The organism is Candidatus Rickettsia colombianensi, assembly GCF_003664375.1.
Lineage (GTDB): Bacteria > Pseudomonadota > Alphaproteobacteria > Rickettsiales > Rickettsiaceae > Rickettsia > Rickettsia tamurae.
The window spans coordinates 1-23842 of record NZ_RAQN01000013.1; the positions used below are offsets into that span (position 1 = coordinate 1).

A 23842-nucleotide genomic window follows, 5' to 3' on the forward strand; every position below is an offset into this window, starting at 1 on the left:
CTAATAGCTCTTCTATTCAATTCTTCTGCACTAGGCAAGAATTCATTTTCCCGCTCTAATACTTTTTCTTCTTCTAAAATATCTATGAATTGACTAAGTATATTAACGGTTAAAGTAGGAGATAGTTGCATAATTGTTATTGCTTCGGTTTGCTTATAATTATCAAGCAATACTAACTCTTCAACTTGCTTTGTCATATCGTTTAGAAGTTTATTACGTTCTTCTAAAGTAATTTTTCCTGAGGTTACCGCACTACTTAAAGCAATCTTGATATTTACTTCATGATCAGAGCAATCAACACCTGCTGAATTATCAATAAAGTCGGCATTTATGCGTCCGCCTTTTTTAGCATATTCAACTCTACCTCTCTGTGATACACCGACATTACCGCCTTCTGCTATAACCTTTGCTCTAATTTCTTCACCGTTACATCTAAGGTTATCATTTGCTTTATCACCGATTTCTAAATTATTTTCCGTTTTAGCTTTGATATAAGTGCCTATTCCGCCATTCCACAATAAATCAACATCTGCTTTTAAAATAGCTTTAATTAATTCTTCCGGTGACATCTCATTATCATTTATATCAAGTAATTTTTTAATTTCCGGTGATAATTTTATTAATTTACTACTGCGTTCAAATACTTTGCCTCCTTTAGAAATCAGCTTAGAATCATAATCGGACCAATTAGAACCCTTTAAATTAAATAAACGCAAACGCTCATTAAAACTTGATAAAGGATCAGGAGTAGGATCAATAAATATATGTTTATGATTAAAGGCGGCGACTAACTTAATAGTCTCTGATCTTAGCATACCGTTACCGAACACGTCTCCCGACATATCTCCTATACCTACGACGGTAATAGGGTCTTTTTGGACATCTAACCCTAAAGTTTTAAAGTGATTAGTTACGGAAATCCAAGCTCCTTTGGAAGTAATAGCCATTTTTTTATGATCGTAACCTGCAGAACCACCAGAAGCAAAAGCATCATCAAGCCAGTAATTATATTCTCTTGCCACACTATTAGCATAATCCGAAAATGAAGCTGTACCTTTATCGGCAGCAACCACTAAATAAGGATCTTCTTTATCATAAATAATAACCTCTTTCGGATGTACTACTTTACCGTCAATGATATTATCGGTTATGTCTAATAAACCTCTCAGGAAATTCTTATAGCATTCTACCACTTTTTCCATATATTCATCACGAGTAAGCCCTTCCTCAGTAAAATGAACATAAAAGCCGCCTTTAGAACCGACAGGGACAATAACGGAATTCTTCGTCATTTGTGCTTTCATAAGCCCAAGGACTTCAAGCCTATAATCTTCTGCTCTATCCGACCATCTAAGCCCCCCGCGCGATACGGGACCGCCTCTTAAATGAACAGCTTCAAAATTTCTAGAATAAACAAATGCTTCGGCAAACGGAACAGGTTTAGGTAAATCCGGTACTTTTGAAGAATCAAACTTAAATGAAAAAATATGTTTATGTGGTTGATAGTAATTTGTTCTAGTAATAGCATTAACTATACCAAGCATATTACGTAGTACTTTATCTTCACTACTCATCTCAACGGTTACTAAGTAGTTATTTAGTTTGTCTTTAATTACGTCACAATTATTAGACATCTTCCCAAGCTTCGCTTCTAGAGGTAATTTAGACGTCGATCCGGTACTCGCATCCTCACGTACTTCTTTGTACGCTGCGGCGGCAAGTGCTTCCGTGTCTCCTTTAAATTCCTCTCTATAAGCTGGTTTAGAAAGATTTCTATCATTGGAGTATTTAGGATTGAATTTTATATCAAATAGATTTACCAACATTTTTGTATATTCGGGATGTTTAAGTAACGTTAACTGTACATAACCTTTACCGTAACTAAATCCTGTTTGATGTAAATATCTTGTTAAAGCTTTGACGAGTTTAACTTGCTTCCAATTAAAACCGGCAAGTACTATTAATTTACTTAAAGAATCATTAGCAAGCATCCCAAGTGCCATTTTATCTAAAGCTTCTTCAACATTTATTTTTAATTCGGTAATATTATCCTTTACAGGTACAATAGAAGTTAAGATAAAATTATATATCCAGCTTTCTTTGATTCCCAAAGCCTCCTTAATTGCAAAAGTTTGTTCATCAATTGCTTTAAAACCTAAATTTTCGATTGGCGGCAATATGTTAGAAAGGGCAAGTTTTACTTTTGGACTATATATTTTTAAGTAAAATTCCATTTCATTTACAGAAACTAGATTAAACATACATTCTTGTGACTTGCTTGCTTCCGTTAAATATTCAATATCTACTAAAGCTATCTCTGGAGAAAATTTTTGCCTATAGTCTGCCGGAAAAACATTATCAAAAAGCTTTAAATTAATACCTGCTTGATATTCGCCGAATTTTTTAGAAAGCTTAAAATAAAAATCTTCACTCCAACGTGTAGAGATACGATCTAAATCTTGCTGTATTATTTCTGCTTCAAAATTTATTTTATGTTCCCCTTGTGCTTCAAGCGTTACAAAAAGATAAGAAAAATTACCGACTACTTCGGTGATATAGTTGGATAAAATTTTACTGCCGAATTTTTCCGCTAAATAACAATCTATCATATTATGTATTTCAGCCGTTAAACGTTCTCGTGGCAGAAAAATTATGATATTAAGAAAAGAACTCGACCAATCATATTGAATAAATAATTTAAGCTTCTTACTCATCATACTTGAGAGCATATGTAAACACATACAATATAAATCGCCTTGATCAATTTGTATTAAAGCTTCTCTCGGTAACGACTCCATTAAAATTCTTAACTTATCGGCATTATAACCGGATAATGCAAAACCGGCTTTCTCAATTACAAAATTAAATTTTTGTCGTAGGATTGGAATATTACTTATTGAATGATAATACATATTTGAATTATATATGCCGAAAATTATACTTCCCGAAATATATTCACCCGAAGAGTTAAATTTTTTCACTAAGATATAGTCGATTAAATTATCTGAATGGATAAGCGACGCACTATTTATTTTACCGAGTATTATTAATTGATTCTGATATAAAGGATTAGCAGAACATTTTATAATATCATCAATCTCGTCTTTTACTTCTTGCCATATTTTTGCTGCTCCTATTTCATTGCTTAATTTTAAAGATTTTACCTCAAAATCAAGAGTCCCTAATAAAACCAAATTATCGTTTTGTAACCAATTTAAGAATTCTTTAGCCTCTTCAAAATTTAATTTATCATTATCGATTATATTTTCAGATAAATCTTGTAATTTTGTGAGTAATTGCGGTAAATGGCTATAGCTTTGCTCTAACTCTGCTAATCTTTCATTTATAGCCTCAGTTAAAAATGTAGCAGTTTTATTATCAAAATTTCCTAAAATGGTTAAATGTAGTATCGATTCTGATTTTTCATCCGACACAGAATTTTCTAATATTTTTTCTAATTCTCCTTTACTATTTCGGACACAGTTTATTACCGGATGGAGTAAAAACTTAGTTTGCAAATTCATGTTTTTAAGCAGACATATGATAAAATCAACAATATGCGGCTTATTATCAAGTAATATCAAGACATTTATTGCCGGATCATTTTCGATAACTGCCTTTGTTATTGCTATTTTTCTTGCTCTTTCTACCCTTTGCTTAAAAAACTTAAAGGCTTCATCTGCAAAATTTTTAAATAATTTTTCTCTATTCTCAAAATCATAATCTATCGGAATATAATTTAAAAACTTCTGAACAAAATCTATATATATGGAACTTGATTCACGTTCCTTGCTAAGTTCTAGAATTTTAGTTTTATAATTCGGAATTTGACAATTTAAACGACTAAAATTTAAAGAGGTTGTTTTTGGGGTCATGATTTTCTCAAGTAATAATAATATGATTATTTCTTTTGTTATTATATTATATAAAATAACTTAAGCAAGAGGCATAGAAAATAAGTGGAAACGATATTTGCACAAAGCTCTGCATTCGGTAAAGCAGGCGTAGCGGTTTTTAGGATTTCCGGTCCTAAAAGCTTAGAAGTGTTACAACTACTTACCGGTAGAAAGGACTTTAAATCGAGATTAATGTATTATCAACAAATTACAGTCCCTGAAACTAAGGAGCTAATTGATAATGCTATGGTTGTTTATTTTAAATCACCAGGTAGTTTTACCGGTGAAGACGTAGTTGAGATTCATACGCACGGTAGTAAAGCTATTTCTATAATGCTTATTAATGCATTGTTAAATATAGCTGATACTCGTTTGGCAGAAGCAGGAGAATTTACCAAAAGAGCTTTTTTAAATAACAAATTCGATTTAACGGCAGCAGAGGGGATAGCTGATCTAATTAATGCCGAAACCATTATGCAGCATAGACAAGCAATTAAACAAGCAAGCGGCGGACTTGAAGAATTATATAATAACTGGCGTAGTCAGCTTTTAAAAATTATCTCTCTGCTTGAAGCTTATATAGATTTCCCTGATGAAGATATACCGGATAGCGTCCTTAATGACGTTAATAACACTCATAAAAACCTTGTAAATGAAATATCTAATTATCTTAACGATAATAGACGGGGAGAATTACTAAATAGCGGTCTTAAGCTTGCAATTATCGGTCCACCAAATGTTGGTAAGTCTAGCTTACTAAATTTTTTAATGCAGAGAGATATAGCGATTGTCTCAAATATCGCAGGAACTACTAGAGATATAATTGAGGGGCATTTAGACATTGGCGGCTATCCTATTATTTTACAGGATACAGCAGGTATAAGAGAAGAAAGTAGTGACATTATCGAGCAAGAAGGTATAAAACGAGCTATTAATTCGGCTAAAACAGCGGATATTAAAATTATAATGTTTGATGCTGAAAAATTAGACTCCTCTATAAATGAAGATATTATTAATTTAATTGATAAAAATACTATCACAATAATTAATAAAATCGATTTAATCGAAGCTAGTAAAATCTTTTCTATTGAAAATAAATATAAGTGCTTAAGAGTTTCAGTAAAAAATAATATTGCTCTTTCAAGTATATTAAAAAATATTGAAAATATTGCCGAAAATATAGCAGGATTTACCGAAACTCCTTATATAACAAATCAGCGTCATCGTCATTATTTAAAACAAGCTCTCTCACATTTAATGGCTTTTAGCTTAGATAATGATTTAGTCCTAGCAACTGAAGATATTAGAATGACGGCACGCTGCATCGGTGCAATTACGGGTGTTATCAACGTAGAAGAAACACTAGGCGAGATCTTTAAAAATTTCTGTATAGGTAAGTAATGTTGTATAGCTCGTTCTATGTCATTCCCGCAAGGTATTATTGCATGGACACCAAATCGTCATTACGAGCGACTGTAAGGAGCGTGGCAATCTCAGGCATTTTGTACTAGACTTCTTGCATAACCTCCTTCTAAAGGTAATTTGTACGTCAATCCGGTACTCGCATCCTCACATACTAAGTGTACTCTGCCGGTGCTGCGTTCCGTGTTTCCTTCAAATTCCTCTTTATAAGATAGGTTATGCAAGAAGTCTAGTACAAAATGCCTGAGATTGCCACGTCGAGGCTTTGCCTCTCCTCGCAATGACGAAAAAACGAAACATTACAGCATAACAATCATCTTTCTCAAATCTTTTCATATATTAATTTATTTTAACTTCATCTTGACAAAAACATTAATATACTCTAGAAACCATGTTTTATGGTTTTATTAATTAAAGAAGTAATATTATGGCACCTATATTAAATATAAACTTAAACTGTTTCATGCCTATATTTGCAAATGAAATGGTGAGTAGCTTACCTGGAAATACAAAGCATATTATTTATAAGTTAGGCAATACTATACTTTCATCAGTATACAATACTGTTAAAGGAAATTTCACTAACGGTTATTTAGTTGAGAATATAAAATGTAATTGGGCAGGAATCTATACTCATTTAACAGATGTACCTAACGATTTATCAGCAATAATTAGGGAGTGTACAGGCATTAAAATCCCTATAAAATCTATTGTTACTTATGGAAACAGTACTAGCGTTATTTTAGAAGAAGGTAAGCACTTACTTCAAAACAATACCCTAGTAGAATTAAAGGAATGCACTACCACTGAAGGCAAAGCTGTTTTACAAGAGCATAATGCCAAAATGCTTGTTAATAATTTGAGAGATATTTTAAATCATTCGGAAATAACTTTGAAAAATGCTCAAGAAGCAGGGGTAGAAATTTTTAATTTATTGAATATACCAGTCAAATTCACTACTGATAATCTTAAGGTTATTCTAGATGCTTTCAACGTAACTTTGGACGATATATCCCCTACAGAAGTAGGTAAAAATATTTTAGATCTACTAAGTAAACCTTTCACTGAGGCAACCACTTCCACTACAGAAGAACCCAACGACGATACAAATGGCGGTGGATATGCCGGTGCTTATATCACCGCTACGGTATTTGGATTAATAAGTCTAGGTTTTGCAGCTAAATATGGATGGGATTGGTATAAGGGAAGAAATACAAAAAATGAAAATTTAGATTTAGTAATGAAGAATAAAGAATTAGCATTTGTAGAACTACTACATGAAAATTTTAAGAATAATGCAGTTATATTAAATGAAGTTATAAAAATTAATAATTTAGATGATATTATAAAACTAGCAAAATCTATTAAGGAATATGAATTCTTAATACTACCACTAACTAATTTAAATAATGAAATTGTAAAATTAAATTCCCCATCCGCTATAGCAATAAACTTAGATTCTTTAAGCGGAATATTGCATGAAATATGTAAGAGTCTTGGCGGTGATGATAGTTTTCAGACTATCAGCAACTTTGCAAGCTTAATAACAATTATACGAACAGCAAATCCCAAGTCTGAAGAATATAAAGAAAGCATTACAGAAATATTTGAGATATTTAACCCTCGTTACACAGATATTGACTATCAAAATTGCAAAATGCCGTTATTAGCCGATGTATCATCACCATCTGACTCTATAGAAGCATAGAACGTTGTTAGTACCATAACAAACCATCATTGATTTTTTGAAAGTTATATATAAAATGATACTCGAAATAGCAAAATGCTATTTCGGGGCGTAAGAAACTCTTAATCAACGTGGTATTTGTATCGACCATAAAAATGATGCAATCCTCAGCTTTATTCCGGTCGGGGTTATAATAGTTATGTCCAAGGTTTAAAGCTTAAGCTTAGAACCTAAAGGCTATTATGGCTATCGTTGATGGTTTTCTTACTTCCCCGACCACCAAGAGTTTATTTCTCTTCGGTGGTTGAAACTTGAGCAATTTAAGTTTAATCAATCGAGAGCAAAAGACGGTAAGGTTTCTATACCAATTTCATCTATGTAATAAAGCTATTAATGTAGAGAGGTAGATGCTTTAAAAGAAGGGAGAACATACATAATCACACCCGCCAATATTAGCATGATTATTCCTAGAATAATACTTACTATATTCAATGCATTTATAAAAGCAATATTCACCTCCTAACTCGTGAGCAAATGAAGGTGGTAGTTGTTGAGCAATAATTATTCCTTCACCGATTGAGTCACGAGCTATTTCTGCCATTGATACAGAAACACCGTGAGGAATTACTAGATTGTTACTATATATAAGAGATGTAATACTCACAATAACAGCTATACCTAATACATTACCTAATTCATATGCTGTTTCTTGTAATGCTGCTGCATCTCCGGATCTCTCTGCCGGCACTGCATTCATCATAACTGTTACGGTGGTAGAGAGGTATAGACTACTTCCTATACCAAGCAATCCAAGATATATAGTATTCGATAGTAAATCTCTATAGTCTAATATACTAGGTAAAATCAATGCTATAGTGTAAAGATAAGCCCACTAAACATTATTACACGTGCGGTAAATCGTGTGAGTAAATATGGCATAACTAAAGATGCAATTAAAGCAAAAACTGCTGCAGGCAACATATAAAGCCCTGCATACAAAGGACTTAACCCTTTGATAAACTGTAACCATAAGGACATAAGATACATTATGGATCCTAAGACACAAGTAATCAGCAAATAAACTATTATTCCTATACTAAAATTGCTAATTAAGAATAAACGCATATCCACTAACGGATCATCACTTTTAAGTTGGCGTAAGGTAAATATTATTAGTAACACAATGCCAATTAATAGTATTCCGCCGGATGCTAGATTCATAATACCGTATTTAGCCAACATCTTAATGCCTTGAACTAAAGCTGCCATCCCAAAAAACGATTGAAATACTCCTATCCAATCCCATGGTTCATTACTAGGATTAGATGATTCAGGAATCCAAACTATTCCAAAAGCAATTAATTACTAATGCAATAGGTGCTATAAAAAATGCAAATTGCCAACTTAAAAGCTCAACCAATATTCCTCCTAGTACGGGTCCTATAGCTGCTCCTACAGTTGCCATTATTCCCCACACGGACATTGCGATCATACGTTCATGTGTATTAGTAAAAATGTTACGCAATATCGATAAAGTGGAAGGCATAATCATTGATCCCCCAAGTAAAGCACGACATAATACCAATCCCCATGAGCTATCAAATACATAAACTAACATTAAAGCGATGGAAAAAACTAAAAGCCCCCAAAGTAATAATCTTTTACGACCGAATCTATCTCCTAATGCACCTGCGGTAATTAGAAGACCTGATAATACTAATGCATATGCATTGTAGCATCCATCGATACCAAAAGTAAGTAAATGCTTAAAATAATTAAAATATGCCATCTAAATTTATAAGATGTAGATGCTGAATTATCTTTAGCGATATATTCAGTTTGTGAGAATTGTGATACCATATGTGATAAGTTATTTAATAAGGGTTTTACTAAATCTATCTTTTTTGGAAACTATGCGACTGTTAACAAGTAATTTAATTAGCTTTTAAATTTATAACACAAGTAAATTTAACATCTAAGCATCACCTAATATGGAAGTCAAGATTTAATTTTACAAGCACAATAACATAAATAAAATTTGATTTTTCTTTCTCAATCTTATATTTTAAATTATAATATGGAAATTTATGTCAAATACAGATAAGGAAAGAGCCATTGCCGCAGCACTCGCACAAATCGAAAAAAGCTACGGTAAAGGTTCGGTAATGAAACTAGGGCAGCGTCCAAATGTTGATATAGAGGCTGTATCGACCGGCTCACTTGGGCTAGATATAGCTCTTGGGATTGGCGGTGTTCCTAAAGGCAGAATAATCGAGATTTTTGGTCCTGAAAGCTCAGGTAAAACTACTTTAACACTACATTTAATTGCCGAAGCACAGAAAAAAGGCGGCACATGTGCTTTTATTGATGCTGAGCATGCATTAGACCCTGCTTATGCTAAAAAATTAGGCGTAAATATTGATGAGCTTATTATTTCACAGCCCGATACAGGTGAACAAGCCCTAGAAATTGCCGATACGTTAATTCGTTCCGGCGGTATTGATATGATAATAATAGATAGTGTTGCGGCTTTAGTACCGAAATCAGAGATTGAGGGCGAAATGGGTGATGCTCAAATGGCTTCTCAGGCAAGATTAATGAGTCAGGCTTTGCGTAAACTTACCGCATCAATTAATCGTACCAATTGTATTACTGTTTTCATCAACCAAATCAGAATGAAAATAGGTGTGATGTTCGGTAGTCCTGAAACTACGACAGGCGGTAATGCCTTAAAATTCTATGCTTCTGTTAGAATCGATATAAGAAGAATCGGCTCCATTAAAGATAAAGAAGAAGTAATAGGCAGCCAAACCAAAGTAAAAGTAGTCAAGAACAAAGTATCTCCTCCGTTTAAAACTGCAGATTTTGACATAATGTACGGTTCAGGTATTTCAAAAGAAGGCGAGATAATTGACCTTGGAGTTAAGCTTGATATTGTTGAGAAATCCGGTTCTTGGTTTTCCTACAATAACGTACGCATAGGTCAAGGGCGTGAAAACGTCAAACAATATTTAAAAGAACATCCACAAATTTCCAACGAAATTGAGAAAATAATACGTGAAAAATCGTCAAAAATTACTAATATAAATCTTGATCAAACGGAGGAAGAAAATGATTGATTTAACAGGTAAAACTTCCTTAATTACGGGAGCTTCAGGAGGCATAGGCGGAGCTATAGCAAGGTTACTACACAAACTCGGAAGCCATGTAATTATTAGTGGTAGTAATGAGGAAAAATTAAAATCCCTTGGAAATGTTTTAAAAGATAATTATACGATAGAAATATGCAACCTTGCAAATAAGGAAGAATGCAGCAATTTAATATCTAAAGCATCAAAGCTAGATATTTTAGTATGTAATGCCGGTATTACTAGCGATACGCTAGCAATTAGAATGAAAGATGAAGATTTTGACAAAGTTATTGATATTAATTTAAAAGCAAATTTTATTTTAAATCGTGAAGCAATAAAAAAAATGATGCAAAACAGATATGGACGTATTATTAACATATCTTCAATAGTAGGAATTTCAGGTAACCCTGGGCAGGCTAATTATTGTGCTTCTAAAGCAGGTTTAATAGGCATGACCAAATCGCTCTCTTATGAAGTTGCAACCAGAGGAATTACGGTTAATGCAGTAGCTCCAGGATTTATTAAATCAGATATGACCGATAAACTAAACGAAAAACAAAGAGAAGTCATAGTACAAAAAATTCCGCTAGGTACTTACGGTATGCCGGAAGACGTGGCAAATGCAGTCGCATTTTTAGCAAGCGATCAGGCATCATATATTACCGGTCAAACTATACATGTAAACGGCGGTATGTTAATGGTATAAAAATTAATAAGATTATTTTGTGCTAGCATAAAATAATTTTTTGTGCTAGAAGTTCTTTTAAAGATAAAATGCTATGAATATTTTAAATAAATATTCATACAGTTAAAATAAAGTCTAATAGCCGAATAACCGCTATTATACGGCATATAAAATTAAATGATTTATGGAGTTCAAAATTATGAGTACAACGGACAAGATCGAACAGAAAGTTATTGAAATGGTTGCTGAAAAGCTAAATAAAGATAAATCGATAATAACTACGGATTCAAGATTTATAGAAGATTTGAAAGCCGATAGCCTTGATACCGTAGAATTAATGATGGCAATAGAAGTTGAATACGGTATTGATATCCCTGATGATGAAGCCACTAAAATTAAAACCGTATCCGATGTTATAAAATATATCAAAGAACGCCAAGCTTAATCTGCATAAATTAAATCCCTAATAGATAATTAAAAATGTCGAATCAAAGAGTAAATAAAAGAGTAGTTATTACCGGGCTTGGACTTGTTACTCCTGTTGGGCTTAATGTTAGCTCATCTTGGAAAAATATTGTAACCGGAGTAAGCGGCATAAAAACTATTACGGAATTTGACACCTCTAAACTTGCGTGTAAAATTGTCGGACTTATAGATAACTCTGAGAAAGATGGATTTAAACTTGAAAATTTCACACAAGCAGATGACGTTAATAGACTAAGTAAAATGGATAAATTTATCCATTACGGAGTAGCAGCCGCAACCGAAGCAGTTGAAGATAGCGGCTGGTTACCCGAAGATGAAGAATCTCGTGATAGAACCGGCTTGATATTAGGTTCAGGAATCGGCGGGCTTAAAATGATCGAATATACCTCTATCAAACTTTATCAAGAAAATAACGGCAAAGTTAGCCCTTTCTTTATTCCCGCCTCATTAATTAACCTTTTATCCGGTCTTGTTTCTATAAAATACGGTTTTAGCGGTCCGAACCAAGCGGCAGTAACAGCTTGCTCTACAGGGGCACATGCTATAGGCGATGCTATGCGTATGATAAAGCACGGCTATGCCGATGTTATGATCGCAGGCGGTGCAGAAGCTCCAGTTACACCTGTTGGAGTTGCAGGTTTCGTTGCTGCTAGAGCATTATGTACTAAATATAACGATAATCCTGAAAAAGCCTCAAGACCTTGGGATAAAGACCGCAGCGGTTTTGTTATGGGTGAAGGAGCAGGCGTTGTAGTCTTGGAAGAATATGAGCATGCTGTAAATCGCGGTGCTAAAATTTACGGTGAAGTTATAGGATACGGCTCTACAGGTGACGCATATCATATGACAGCCCCACATCCTGAAGGTAGAGGAGCTTATAGAGCGATGAGAGACGCAATGCTAGATGCAGCTATCACGCCCGATATGATTGATTATATTAATGCACACGGTACTTCTACTACACTTGGTGATGGAATAGAATTAGCAGCCGTACAAAAATTATTTTTAGAAGCGAATCCCAAAGTTTTAATGTCTTCTACTAAATCATCAATAGGACATTTGCTTGGTGCGGCAGGAAGTGTTGAGTTTATCTTTTCAGCTCTTGCAATTAGAGATCAGATTGCACCACCAACCTTAAACTTAGATAACCCTATGGATGAGGTTAAGATAGATTTAGTTGCACTTAAAGCTAAGAAAACTAAGATAGATTACGTGCTTTCCAACTCGTTCGGATTTGGTGGTACTAATGCCAGTTTAGTGATTAAGAAGGTTATGACACCATTATGACCTCAATTTATTACATCAAAAACGGTAATCTAAGCTTTGCGGATAAAGTAATTTTATCTGATTTAGAGCTTTATTTGTACAAAGGCGATAAGATTTGTCTTATAGGATGTAACGGCTGCGGGAAATCAAGCTTAATGAAAGTAATATCAGGTAATTATGAGCTAGATAACGGTGAGTTATTTCAAGATCCTTTAGTTACAACCGGTTATTTAAGACAAGATATTTCTATAAAAACTAATCTAACTGTTTATGATTTTGTCTTACAACAAACAGATAGTACAAAAGAAATAGATAAATACCAAATCGATATAATTCTAGAAAAATTACAAATCAACGGAACAGATAACTTATCAACCTATTCAGGGGGTCAGCTTAGAAGAGCAAGCCTTGCTAAAGCTTTAATATTAGAGCCGGAAATATTACTACTTGATGAACCGACTAACCATCTAGATATTGAAACAATCGAATGGTTAGAAGAATTTGTTAAATCTTATAACGGTGCTATTATTTGCGTTAGTCATGATAGAACATTCCTCTCAAATGTTACTAATAAAATTTGGTGGCTTGATAGAGGGATTTTACGTAAATCCGATAAAGGATTTAAATTTTTTGATGCATGGCAAACAATTACCATAGAACAAGAAGAAGCCTCTCTTCGGAAATTAAATAAAAAATTATCTCAAGAGAATGAATGGTTAAATGCCGGTGTTACTGCTAGACGTAAGCGGAATCAAAAGAGACTTGCGGAGTTGAAAGCTTTAAGAGCAATAACACAAGAACAGACTGAAAAACTAGCTAGTTCAAAACAAAGAGTTAGGGCAGAGCTTGCCGAAAATATAGCTAAAAGCAAATTCATTATTGAAGCAGATAATATTACTTTTAGTTATAAAAATACTAAAATTATTGATAATTTTAGCTTTCGTGTAAAAAAAGGCGAGAAAATCGGTATAATAGGTGCAAACGGCTCAGGCAAATCTACCTTTATCAAATTACTAACAAAGCAACTTACACCTGACTTGGGTAAAATTATATATGGCGGTAATTTAGATATTTCATATTTTGATCAACATAGAGAAAAACTAGAGCCTAATCATACATTACAACAAACTTTATGTCCTACAGGCGGTGATCAAGTATTTTTGCCAAACGGTAAAACCATGCATGTTGCCGGTTATTTAAAACAATTTATGTTTAATCCTAAACTACTTAATGCAAAAACTGCTATTTTATCAGGCGGTGAAGCTAATAGATTATTACTTGCAAAAATTCTAATTAACCCTGGAAATCTGTTAATTTTAGATGAACCGACTAATGACCTCGATATGGATAGTCTGGAAATTTTACTAGATATACTTGCAGATTATTCAGGTACTTTAATAGTCGTGAGCCATGATCGTGATTTTTTAGATAGGTTAGTTACTAGAACTTTAGTTTTCGCTCAAGGTAAAATTCATGATTTGACAGGAGGTTATGAAGATTATAAGCAGTATTTTACTACCTCTCCTATAACTAAAAAAGCTTCAAAACCACTACCATTAACTTCTCAAAAAGAACCTCTAAATAAAAAGCTATCTTATAAATACCAGCGTTTGCTTGAAACATTACCAAATGATATTGAGAAGCTAGAAATATCCATCAAACACTTAGAAAAAGAACTTGAAGACGTTAATCTGTATTTAGATAATCCTCAAAAATACACTCAGATCACAAATCAATTAACTCATGATAAAAAGAAGCTAGATGGGTTATTAAATCAATGGCTAGAAATACAAAATTAATTTTTGTTAAAATTTTCTTGACTTAATTGTTAATTTTTGTTAACGTTTATATAGATAATGGAAACACACATAAAAGGTTATTGTGAGTAAAATTATGAATAAAGAATATCCACAAAAAGAAAAAACAACTAATGCGCTTAATGATATCCAAGCTATTCTTGCTCAAATTACCGCTACTAATAACCCTGCAGAGTTAAGTAGATTAGTAAGTGCAGCTCGAAATATTAAATCCGATAGTTCTTTTATTAATGATATAGCAGAAAAAGTAGAGGCTATAGCATTAAAAAAGCAAGAACTAGCAGAAAGCCAGATTAATTCTGAAATTACTCAAAAAGAGCTAAAACAGTTAGAAAAACAAAGAGAACAGGAAGAAGCAATAATACAATATAAAATAGAAGCTGCAAGGCAAATTCAAGAACTTAATGCTATCCATGATGGATTTAAGAGAAAATCAGAAGAATATAAAAAATTATCTTCTCCTATAGCAACAATGGTTAGAATAAATGAAAATGGAGAAGAGATAATCGATGAACAGGCGATTAATAAAAATATTTTAACTAAAGAAGCAATAGAAGAACGTAGACAAAAACTTGCAGAGCTTAAGAAGGAACAAGAAAAAGTAAATATAATAGTTAAAAAAGCTAATGAAGAAAAAGAGATTATAGAAAAAGAAATTAATGATTTAACCGAGAAATTAAAAGATAAAAATTTATTACCTGAACAAATTAAGGAATTAGAAGAGAATTTAAAAGTAAAGAAAGAAAATCTAGCAGTTAAAAACACTGTAGTAAAAGAAGCTAAAAAAGTTCAAAAACACGTTCAAGAAGAAATAGAAAGTGTTAATGTATTTCACCAAGAAAATCAAAACAAAATAAATCAGCTTAGAGATGCTATAGAGAAATCAAAAAATACTCTAGATCCTAACAAACATCAAGAATTTAAACAGAAGCATTTTTTACTCAATAACCAACAGGAAGCAATAGTCAATAATAAAAAATTAAGCAGTGAAGATCGAGATGTACGTAAAAATATATGTAGTAAAATTAATACTCAACGTGAAGCTAATAAAATAAAAGATTCTTTAAATAACCCAATAGCTACCCCAAAGAATCACCAAGTTGAGCAAAGTAATCAAGTTCAACAAAAAAAACAAAATAACGTGTGGATAAGATAAAATTTAACAAATAAAATATAGGAGGAAATATGAGTAAACAAAGTAATGATATGGATACATTAGCGGCATTACAAAGAATTAAAGCTAAAACAACAACTTTATCAAACGAGATAAAATCTCAACCTATGAAAAATATGGTAAGCCCACCTAATAGTACTGGAACAACATATTTAACAGTTGATCAAAATTTTGATAAAATGCATAATGATTATGAAGCTCAGCAAACAAAACTTGCCGGCAAAGGTGCTAAAAAAGGCGGATGTGAAATAATATAACATTCTAAAAGCTGTAACTATATAATTGCAGCTTTTGTATCATTTTAATTAAGCTCGAAAGACCTATTGACTGTATTTTTTCTGACAATTTAAAGCTAATATCACCTGGAAATATTACATTCATTTGATCAAGTTTTAAATCTTCTAAAGATATTTGCATTGATTTTGTCATGCTCGGTGTATTTGTATATTTAATTTCAAACCCCAAACGTTTTCCATTTTTAAAAAGTAAAAGATCTATTTCCGCTCCATTATGAGATGACCAAAAATAACATTCTTCGGGTTCTGCTTTATAATATCTAATAATTTGTTCTAAGGCAAATCCTTCCCATGATGCACCTATTTTAGGATGAGTGCTTAAAGCTTCATAATTATTTAAGCCTAATAAAGCGTGATATATTCCACTATCTCTAAAAAAGATTTTTGGAGTTTTAACTTGTCTTTTTTTAAGGTTTTCATACCAAGGCTGCAAAATACGGATCATAAAAGTTCCCTCTAAAATATCTAAATAATGCTTTGCAGTATGATATGAGATAGATAAAGAATTTCCAAGTTCTGAGGCATTAAATATATTAGCGTTATAATGGCAAAGCATTAACCAAAACCTACGTAACTGCATAGACGGAATTTGTAAAACCTAAATTTTGTATATCTCTTTCTAAAAATGTTTTAATGTAATTCTGACGCCATAAAGCACTTAACTCTTCATCATCTGCAAGATATGATAAAGGAAATCCGCCGCGTATCCATAATTGCTGAGTACCTGACACTTCAGATAAAGTAAACGGTGTCATTTCAATATAACCTATTCTACCTGCTAGTGTTTCAGAACCTTGTTTAATTAAGTCTCTTGATGCACTGCCTAGTACTAAAAATTTAATATCAGTTGTATCAACAAGAACTCTTAAAATAGGGAATAGATTCGGTTTATACTGAATTTCATCAATAATAACAAATCCTTTTAGATCAGACAAAGCAAGCATCGGTTCATTTAATCTTGCTAAATCTAAGGGATGTTCAAGATCAAAAATATTGATTTTAGGAATATTATAAGCTTCTGCGAACTGTTTAGAAAGGGTAGTTTTTCCACACTGCCTTGGTCCTAACAAAGCACAAACTTTATGAGTTTTAAAATATTTTATTATTGATGAAAGGAATTGTTTTCTAAGCGTTTAAACTAGTACCATGAAAATTAGAAACATAACTTCTACTTTTCAGTATAGAAAGAAAAAACGATAAAGTCAAAACGCTTTTTCTCGTTCTGCAACTATAATCGCATATATTTTTTTAAGCGTCTGGTCGAAATCATCGTTAGTAATTACATAATCGTACTCATTAGCATGTGACATTTCGTTTTGTGCCGACTGCATACGTAATTTTATTGCTTCTTCATTATCGGTCGCTCTATTTCTTAAGCGTTGTTCCAGTATTTCAATACTAGGAGGCAATACAAATATAGCAACAACATTAGTAGCATTTTTCTTAATACTCCTTGCTCCTTGCCAATCAATATCAAACACAACGTCCAAGCCTTGATTTAATAACATTTCGACATATTCTTTAGGCGTACCGTAATAATTATCGTATATTTTAGCATATTCAAGAAATTTATTCTGCTTAACTAATTCTTCAAACTCTAGACCGGTCTTAAAGTAATAGTTTATACCCTCTACTTCTCCTAAACGTGGTTTTCTTGTAGTTGCCGAAATAGATAAACGCAAATTATTATCTATTTTCAATAATGCTTTAGCTAAACTTGACTTACCTGTACCTGAAGGGGAAGATAAAATTATAATCAGTCCTTTATTTTTTATTGTCATATTTTATGTTTTATTTCGTAGGTACAGCATATTTCAGAAAGATTCAGACAAGATGAATTTAAATGCGAACCTACGAAAGCAGTAGGTAAACTACGTGAGTACAGGCGAGTCATGCAAAATTCACTTGTATCAAGTTTTATGAATTATTCTGTACTTTTCTTTTTATTACCTCATCCATAGTACAATTAAAATATTTTGCTATTTTTAAAATAGTATCTATTTCAGGATTAAATTCACGATTAACTTCTGCTCTCATAATTCTGCTAACGGTTGTGTAAGGGATATCAGTAACTTGAGCAAGATATTTACGATCTATCTTTTCTTGTTTTAATTTTTCTTCTAAAAATTCTTTTACTTTAGTAGCAAGTGCCATATCACATACTCCGAATAAATTAAATATTGATGTAGTATAATTCAGAAAGCTTCAGACAAGACGAATTTAAAGGCGAGACCTACAAAAGCTTTTTGAATTATACTACCATGCGTTTTTATAATTATAGGTAATTTATAAGATCTTATAATTACCAAATCAAACCTGATATTATAATTTCTATATTTAGAATTACTACTTAAAAACATTTCAGCAGCCCTAGTAATTCTTCTTTGCTGATTGAAAGATACAAATCTATCATCAATTTTAGAGTTTCTTGCTTTGACTTCAATAAAAACAATTTCTTTATTACGTAACGCAATAATATCTATTTCACTGACATAATAACGTTTTCTATGATGTAGTATTTGATAAAATTTTAATTTATAGATTATTATGCAAATATATTCGGCAATAATGCTGAAATAATCCTTTTTCATGCTCTTAATGTCATTCCTGCGGAGCAGGAATCCAGAATAAATAACTTAATATCGGTACAAAAATTACATATTATTGATAAAATAAACAAGTTTTTTATAGGTTTTACTGGATTCCCGCCTATGCGGGAATGACATAGAGTACAACATTAAAAAACAGAAATTACTTTTTAGACAATAATATTTGTACAAATTCCGTTTTAGATAGATCAGCTGCTACGTTTACCATAACATCATGTTCCGTAACTTTAGACACATAACCCACTAAAATACCTGCAGGATAAATATTACCGTGCCCAGAGGTTACTATCTCCTCATCTTTCTGTACTAAATGATTGTTAGGCAAGTATAAAATTTTACTATTATTATTATTACCTGCTAAAATACCTTGTTCTCTTGAAGAATTAGCTTTAATAGGTATTCTAGAATTAACATCGCTAATTAACATTACTTTAGCATAATTATTACTCACTTCTATTACTTTTCCTACTAATTTTCCTGAATTAACAACGATTTGATCAGGTTCAATGCCTTGCTTTTTACCTGCAGAAATCAAAGCTGTTCTAGAAAATGGATTAAAGGAAACACTCAGTAATTTAGTAGTAATATATTCAAATTCTTCCTCCTCAGCAATCGTTAACAAATCTTTTAATGCAATGTTTTCGGCTCTTACCGATTCTACTTCACTTTGCAAATGTTGTAATCTTGCTATCTCAAGTTTAAGTTCTATATTTTTTCGTTCTAAATCTTGAAAATAAATAAATTTTTGTGTTACTGAATTTATATATTCAAATATATCTTCATAAACTGCTAAACCGGTTGATACTATACTACCGGTTACTTCAAGTGATATACTAGATATTTTTTTAGGCGTAGTAAAAAATAAATATACAGACAATCCAAGCCCAAATATAACAAAAAAACGCTTAAGAGTATTTGATATTATTCTTATTAATTCTAATGAATTTGAAGAATTTTTTACTCTATTTGCAAGTATTGCCATTTTTAATCCTGTTTAAATAGTACATGTTTTAGCTTTGTAAAATCTTCAAGTACTTTTCCTGTTCCAAGTGCTACACAAGAGAGGGCATCATCTGCAACTATCACCGGCAATTTAGTGGCTTCACTAAGAACAAAATCGAGGTTTCGTAATAATGAGCTACCGCCTGTTAAAACAATTCCCTTATCAACTATATCTGAAGATAACTCAGGAGGTGTTGCTTCTAGTGCTACTTTTACCGCTTCAACAATTTGACTTACCGGTTCAATTAGACTATCAGCAATTTGTCTTTCGTTCAATATCATTTCTTTAGGAATACCGTAAATTAAATCACGTCCTTTAATTTCCATCTTTCTCGGCTCAGCATTTTCATCTACATAAGCCGTACCTACTTCTTGCTTTATCTTTTCGGCAGTAGCCTCACCTATCAATAGGTTATAGTGCCTTCTTATATATGAGATAATAGCTTCATCCATCTTATCACCGCCGACTCTTACCGACCTTGCATATACTATACCCCCTAGTGATAAAACTGCAACTTCCGTAGTGCCTCCTCCAATATCAACAATCATCGAACCGGTCGCTTCCGTTACAGGTAGTCCTGCTCCGATCGCTGCCGCCATAGGTTCTTCAATTAAATAGACATCCCTACCCCCTGCACTTTCTGCTGCTTCTTGGATAGCACGACGCTCAACCGGCGTAGAACCAGAAGGCACACAAATAACAATTGTCGGACCAAAAAAAGAGCGACGATTATGCACCATTCTAATAAAATACTTTATCATTTCCTCTGCACCCTTAAAATCGGCAATAACACCGTCTTTTAAAGGTCTTTTTGCTTCAATATCCGTAGGAGTACGCCCAAGCATCATTTTTGCTTCATGACCATAAGCATAAGGCACAAAAGCACCGTCTTTTTTTATTAACGCAATAACAGAAGGCTCCCTTAGAACAATTCCACGACTTTTTTGATAGACAATAGTATTTGCCGTACCAAGATCTATAGCCATACCGGAAGAAAACCCTTCCAAAAATTTCATTATCATTTTATTTTTTCTATCTAAATTCTAAAAACTTATTTTTTGATTCTTATTGTCATCCCGTGGTTTGACCACGGGATCTTGTATAACAGACTATGTTCTAAGATACCGCAATCAAGTCGCGGTATGACATTTAACTGGATCCCCGCTTCCGCTGGGATGACATATAGCATCAATACTTTATTCAAATCTCCTTATAATGTAAAATAATAAAGTTACTAATAAAAAATATTAGCATACTAGGTAATAAAATAGCAGCAATTAAAGACAAATTATTATAAGTAAGTATTTTTAATAATATTTCTGATAACGAATATGCTATAAAACCTGAAAATAAACCTAATATCAGTATTTTTTCTTGGGAATTATCACACTGTTTAAGACTAATAAAACAACTTGCTAAAATTACGGTTGCCATCATCATTATAGGCTTAAATAATTGCTTGTAATAATAAATTTGATAATTAATAGCCGGTAAGCCTGAATTTAATAATTCATTAATTAATTTAGGTAAAGCCCAAATAGAAACCATTTCAGGACGAATAAATTTATTTACTAAACTATTAATTGATAAATTTGCCTGTATAGTTAAATTGTTGTAAGCCTTAGTTTCCTCTTTTGTGAACACCTTAACCCTATTTAAATGTAACATTTTATTTTCAATAATACCGTATAATGCATCAATTCTCTTTAAAAAAGAATTATTACTATCAACAAATAAAATTGTAATATTATTTAATTTTTTCTCGGCAACATTAATAAATTGTGTTTGGATAATTTGATTTCCATCATTTAAAGATTCAAAAAATAATAAACCAGATTTAGATATTATACCCTCACTTAAGGCTTTTTTAGTTAGTTTTGCTTCTAATAACTCATATTTTTGTAAGCCTATAATACTGATAGGATTCAATATAGTCGTAAAAACTATACCTAAAATTAAAGTTACAATACATGGAATAACAAGCACTTGCCAAATATGAATACCGCTAGATAACATAGCCGTTAATTCATTATTTTTTGTTAGATTTCTAAGAAAAAATAACATAGCGGTAAAACTAATTAACGAAGATACTTGACCTAGTAAATAAGGGATCTTATATAAAATAAGTCTCCAAAAAAAACTAAAAGGAACATAAATATTTTTGAATTTTTGTAAAAGATCAAAAATATTTGAGATAATTAATAGCCCGATTAAAAGAAATAATATAATAAAGAAACACTTAGAATATAATTTAGTAAGATACCAAGAAAGTATTTTTAGATTAATCATTATAAATTCAGTGCTAATGCGAATTTAAATAAGAATTTGTGTGGTGGGGCTGGTAGGACTTGAACCTACGACCACACCGTTATGAGCGGCGTGCTCTAACCAACTGAGCTACAGCCCCTTTTCATTTGAAATTTATATAATTATTATGCAGTTAAGTCTAGTAAAATTTTTATATTTTTGAGGTATCGCCTAAAAAACATGGCAATGTGGATCAGTTTTTTCGTCATTGCGAGGAAATTACAAAGTAATTGACGAAGCAATCTCAGGAGTTTGTTGTTATTTATAAATAAAAAAAGGCCGAGTAGTAAACTCGACCTTTTAGGATACTATAATTAGTAAATAATTTTATTGATGTACAACTGTTACAGCTCTGCGGTTATAAGCAAAAGCTTCTTCAGTATTACCCATCATAGCAGGTCTATCTTTACCATAAGAGATTATATTTAATCTGTTATGATCGATTCCTTTATGAGCTAAGAATTTTTTCGCTGCTGCTGCTCTTCTTTCACCTAAGCCTAAGTTATATTCTCTGGTACCTCTTGCATCGCAATGTCCTTCAACAGTAGCTTTTACTTCAGGATGCTTTGATAACCAGCAAGCTTGCCTCTCTAACTCTTCTTTAGCCTTTGGTGATAAAGCAGAGCTATCAAAAGCAAACCATACTGCATTTCCTGCATGCTTCTCGAAATCTTTCATTAATGAGGTTTCTTCACCTTGGTTCATATTACCGTCAAATTGCGGTGCTCTTTTTGTTGTATTACACCCTGCAAGCACAAATAATGCAAGAAAAGCTAATGTAATTTTTGTTTTCATAATTAAACTCCTTGAGATTATAATTTATTAATATTGAATTCATTTTAGCTAGTTCATAAAACTAAACTAACCAAAAGCTATGTGAGTTAGTATATATCATTATTTTATTAGTTTAAAGGCTAAAATATTATAAAATGCAATTACTCATGTATAAATGTGGTAAAAATATCATTTTTATAATACTAAGTAGATACTTTGGATAAATAGATAAATGAAGTTTAATGTAGAAAAGAGGAATCGATTTTGAAGCTTATAACCGCAACGTATATATAATTAAGTAACGCTGCCAATTTTCAAATTAAACGATTATATTCACCATCTTATTAATGCACTGCCCCAATTAAGACCTGCACCGATAGCTGAAAATAGTAGAATATCACCTTTTTTTATTTTACCTGATGCTTTAAGAGTACTCAAAGCAAGCGGAATAGAAGCCGCTGAACAATTAGCGTGCTTCTCTACGGTTTTTATTACCTTATGTTCTGATAGGTTTAATGATTCGGCGAGTTTATTAATAATACGGATATTTGCTTGATGAGGTATAAAATAATCAATATCGCTTACACTGAATTGATTAGCATGCAGTAAATCTTTTATAGATTGTTGCATTTTTTCTATTGCATGACGAAATAATTTTTGCCCCTGCATAACTATTTTGCCACTAATACCGTTCATACTTATACCACCGTTTGTGTATAATATTTCATAATCAGCTCCGCTTGCAAAAATATTGCTATCTATTAAACCGGAGTCATCACTACTACGCTGTAATATTACACTACCTGCTCCATCACCAAATAAGACGCAAGTAGTCCTATCATTCCAGTCTAATAATGACGTCATTTTCTCGGCCCCTATAAGCAAAATAGTTTTATATTTACCTGATGAGATAAGAGAATTCGCTACTTGTAAACCATAAACAAAGCCGGCACATACTGCTTGTAAATCAAAAGACGGTATATTAGTTAAACCAAGATAACCTTGAAGCTTAGAGGCGACCGAAGGGAAGCTATTATCCGGAGTAGTAGTACATGTAATAATTAAATCAATATCATTTGCTGATATCCCTGCATCTACTATAGCTTTTTCAGCCGATTTTAAAGCAAGATGGGAAGTATATTCTGTATCACCTGCTATATGACGCTGCGTAATACCTGTTCTTGTTCTAATCCATTCATCATTAGTATCTACAAATTTTGCAAGTTCGTCATTACTAACTATTTTTGAAGGAAGATACCCGCCGCAACCAATAATTTTGCAGGTCATAA

The 23842-nt window shown here is 32.3% G+C and carries 22 protein-coding genes, 1 tRNA gene and 3 pseudogenes; 9 read left to right on the plus strand and 17 right to left on the minus strand.

The features are described from left to right. Together D6968_RS06555 and D6968_RS06560 are read right to left on the minus strand one after the other, a co-directional pair. A pseudogene (locus D6968_RS06555) lies at positions 1-1628 on the minus strand (NAD-glutamate dehydrogenase domain-containing protein); the annotation flags it as partial. 150 nt (positions 1629-1778) lie between these two features. After that, positions 1779-3875: pseudogene (locus D6968_RS06560) on the minus strand (NAD-glutamate dehydrogenase); the annotation flags it as partial. An 84-nt stretch (positions 3876-3959) separates the two neighbouring features. Between D6968_RS06560 and mnmE the strand changes: the two are divergent. Continuing rightward, a complete protein-coding gene (gene mnmE, locus D6968_RS04185; protein ID WP_121543625.1) occupies positions 3960-5297 on the plus strand; it encodes a tRNA uridine-5-carboxymethylaminomethyl(34) synthesis GTPase MnmE in 1338 nt (445 codons plus the stop codon). Between the two features lie 92 nt (positions 5298-5389). On the opposite strand, the gene D6968_RS04190 is transcribed toward mnmE, so the two are convergent. Then, a complete protein-coding gene (locus D6968_RS04190; protein ID WP_121543627.1) occupies positions 5390-5542 on the minus strand; it encodes a palindromic element RPE1 domain-containing protein in 153 nt (50 codons plus the stop codon). A gap of 203 nt (positions 5543-5745) precedes the next feature. On the opposite strand from D6968_RS04190, the gene D6968_RS04195 reads away from it, so the two are divergent. Then, positions 5746-7026 (plus strand): DUF5460 family protein, encoded by a 1281-nt coding sequence (locus D6968_RS04195; protein ID WP_121543629.1) that lies wholly within the window; start codon positions 5746-5748, stop codon positions 7024-7026. A 391-nt stretch (positions 7027-7417) separates the two neighbouring features. Here the strand turns inward: D6968_RS04195 and D6968_RS06070 are convergent, their stop codons facing one another. The 3 genes from D6968_RS06070 to D6968_RS05450 form a co-directional block, all read right to left on the minus strand. Beyond that, positions 7418-7873, minus strand: coding sequence for a hypothetical protein (locus D6968_RS06070; protein ID WP_245969318.1), 456 nt, complete (start codon positions 7871-7873; stop codon positions 7418-7420). Positions 7874-7875: 2 nt separating this feature from the next. Next, positions 7876-8274 (minus strand): efflux MFS transporter permease, encoded by a 399-nt coding sequence (locus D6968_RS05325; RefSeq protein WP_177717323.1) that lies wholly within the window; start codon positions 8272-8274, stop codon positions 7876-7878. Positions 8275-8335: 61 nt separating this feature from the next. Next, entirely contained in the window at positions 8336-8794 is a 459-nt protein-coding gene (locus tag D6968_RS05450; protein WP_218564476.1) for an MFS transporter, read from the minus strand. 298 nt (positions 8795-9092) lie between these two features. Between D6968_RS05450 and recA the strand changes: the two genes are divergently transcribed. The 7 genes from recA to D6968_RS04245 all read left to right on the plus strand — a co-directional run bounded on the left by recA (position 9093) and on the right by D6968_RS04245 (position 15821). After that, positions 9093-10124 carry a recombinase RecA gene (gene recA / locus D6968_RS04210; RefSeq protein WP_023507152.1) on the plus strand — a complete coding sequence of 344 codons (1032 nt, stop codon included), beginning with the start codon at positions 9093-9095 and terminating at the stop codon, positions 10122-10124. Further along, on the plus strand, positions 10117-10842 hold the full coding sequence (gene fabG, locus D6968_RS04215; RefSeq protein WP_121543631.1) for a 3-oxoacyl-ACP reductase FabG: 726 nt from the start codon (positions 10117-10119) through the stop codon (positions 10840-10842). Before recA ends, fabG begins: the two co-directional genes overlap by 8 nt. A 163-nt stretch (positions 10843-11005) precedes the next feature. Next, positions 11006-11266, plus strand: a complete 261-nt coding sequence (gene acpP, locus D6968_RS04225) for an acyl carrier protein (RefSeq protein WP_177717326.1) — start codon at positions 11006-11008, stop codon at positions 11264-11266. A gap of 35 nt (positions 11267-11301) precedes the next feature. Further along, positions 11302-12594: a beta-ketoacyl-ACP synthase II gene (fabF, locus tag D6968_RS04230; protein WP_121543635.1), complete on the plus strand. Its 1293-nt coding sequence runs from the start codon at positions 11302-11304 to the stop codon at positions 12592-12594. Beyond that, a complete protein-coding gene (locus tag D6968_RS04235; protein ID WP_121543637.1) occupies positions 12591-14372 on the plus strand; it encodes an ABC-F family ATP-binding cassette domain-containing protein in 1782 nt (593 codons plus the stop codon). Before fabF ends, D6968_RS04235 begins: the two co-directional genes overlap by 4 nt. Before the next feature lie 82 nt (positions 14373-14454). After that, positions 14455-15546 carry a coiled-coil domain-containing protein gene (locus D6968_RS04240; RefSeq protein ID WP_121543639.1) on the plus strand — a complete coding sequence of 364 codons (1092 nt, stop codon included), beginning with the start codon at positions 14455-14457 and terminating at the stop codon, positions 15544-15546. Between the two features lie 29 nt (positions 15547-15575). Beyond that, positions 15576-15821 carry a hypothetical protein gene (locus D6968_RS04245; RefSeq protein ID WP_121543641.1) on the plus strand — a complete coding sequence of 82 codons (246 nt, stop codon included), beginning with the start codon at positions 15576-15578 and terminating at the stop codon, positions 15819-15821. Positions 15822-15838: 17 nt separating this feature from the next. On the opposite strand, the pseudogene D6968_RS04250 reads toward D6968_RS04245, so the two are convergent. The 11 genes and pseudogenes from D6968_RS04250 to D6968_RS04305 form a co-directional block, all read right to left on the minus strand. After that, positions 15839-16966, minus strand: a pseudogene (locus D6968_RS04250) (ATP-binding protein). Between the two features lie 96 nt (positions 16967-17062). Continuing rightward, positions 17063-17641, minus strand: coding sequence for a guanylate kinase (gene gmk, locus D6968_RS04255; RefSeq protein WP_121543643.1), 579 nt, complete (start codon positions 17639-17641; stop codon positions 17063-17065). Positions 17642-17777: 136 nt separating this feature from the next. Continuing rightward, the gene (locus tag D6968_RS04265; protein ID WP_008579283.1) at positions 17778-18014 is read right to left on the minus strand and encodes a helix-turn-helix transcriptional regulator; all 237 of its coding nucleotides are present in this window, start codon (positions 18012-18014) and stop codon (positions 17778-17780) included. A 41-nt stretch (positions 18015-18055) separates the two neighbouring features. After that, entirely contained in the window at positions 18056-18451 is a 396-nt protein-coding gene (locus D6968_RS04270; protein WP_245969320.1) for a YraN family protein, read from the minus strand. A gap of 160 nt (positions 18452-18611) precedes the next feature. Then, complete coding sequence (gene mreC / locus D6968_RS04275; protein WP_121543645.1) at positions 18612-19451, minus strand: rod shape-determining protein MreC; 840 nt, start codon at positions 19449-19451, stop codon at positions 18612-18614. Between the two features lie 2 nt (positions 19452-19453). Beyond that, entirely contained in the window at positions 19454-20494 is a 1041-nt protein-coding gene (locus D6968_RS04280; RefSeq protein ID WP_121543647.1) for a rod shape-determining protein, read from the minus strand. Between the two features lie 29 nt (positions 20495-20523). After that, entirely contained in the window at positions 20524-20676 is a 153-nt protein-coding gene (locus tag D6968_RS05340) for a hypothetical protein (protein ID WP_177717329.1), read from the minus strand. Then, on the minus strand, positions 20673-21761 hold the full coding sequence (locus D6968_RS04285) for an LptF/LptG family permease (protein ID WP_121543649.1): 1089 nt from the start codon (positions 21759-21761) through the stop codon (positions 20673-20675). Before D6968_RS04285 ends, D6968_RS05340 begins: the two co-directional genes overlap by 4 nt. 41 nt (positions 21762-21802) lie before the next feature. Beyond that, positions 21803-21879: transfer RNA gene (locus tag D6968_RS04290), tRNA-Ile, on the minus strand. 227 nt (positions 21880-22106) lie between these two features. Then, positions 22107-22574 (minus strand): peptidoglycan-associated lipoprotein Pal, encoded by a 468-nt coding sequence (gene pal, locus D6968_RS04300; RefSeq protein ID WP_121543651.1) that lies wholly within the window; start codon positions 22572-22574, stop codon positions 22107-22109. 312 nt (positions 22575-22886) lie between these two features. Further along, on the minus strand, positions 22887-23840 hold the full coding sequence (locus D6968_RS04305; protein WP_121543653.1) for a beta-ketoacyl-ACP synthase III: 954 nt from the start codon (positions 23838-23840) through the stop codon (positions 22887-22889). Positions 23841-23842: the final 2 nt, after the last annotated feature.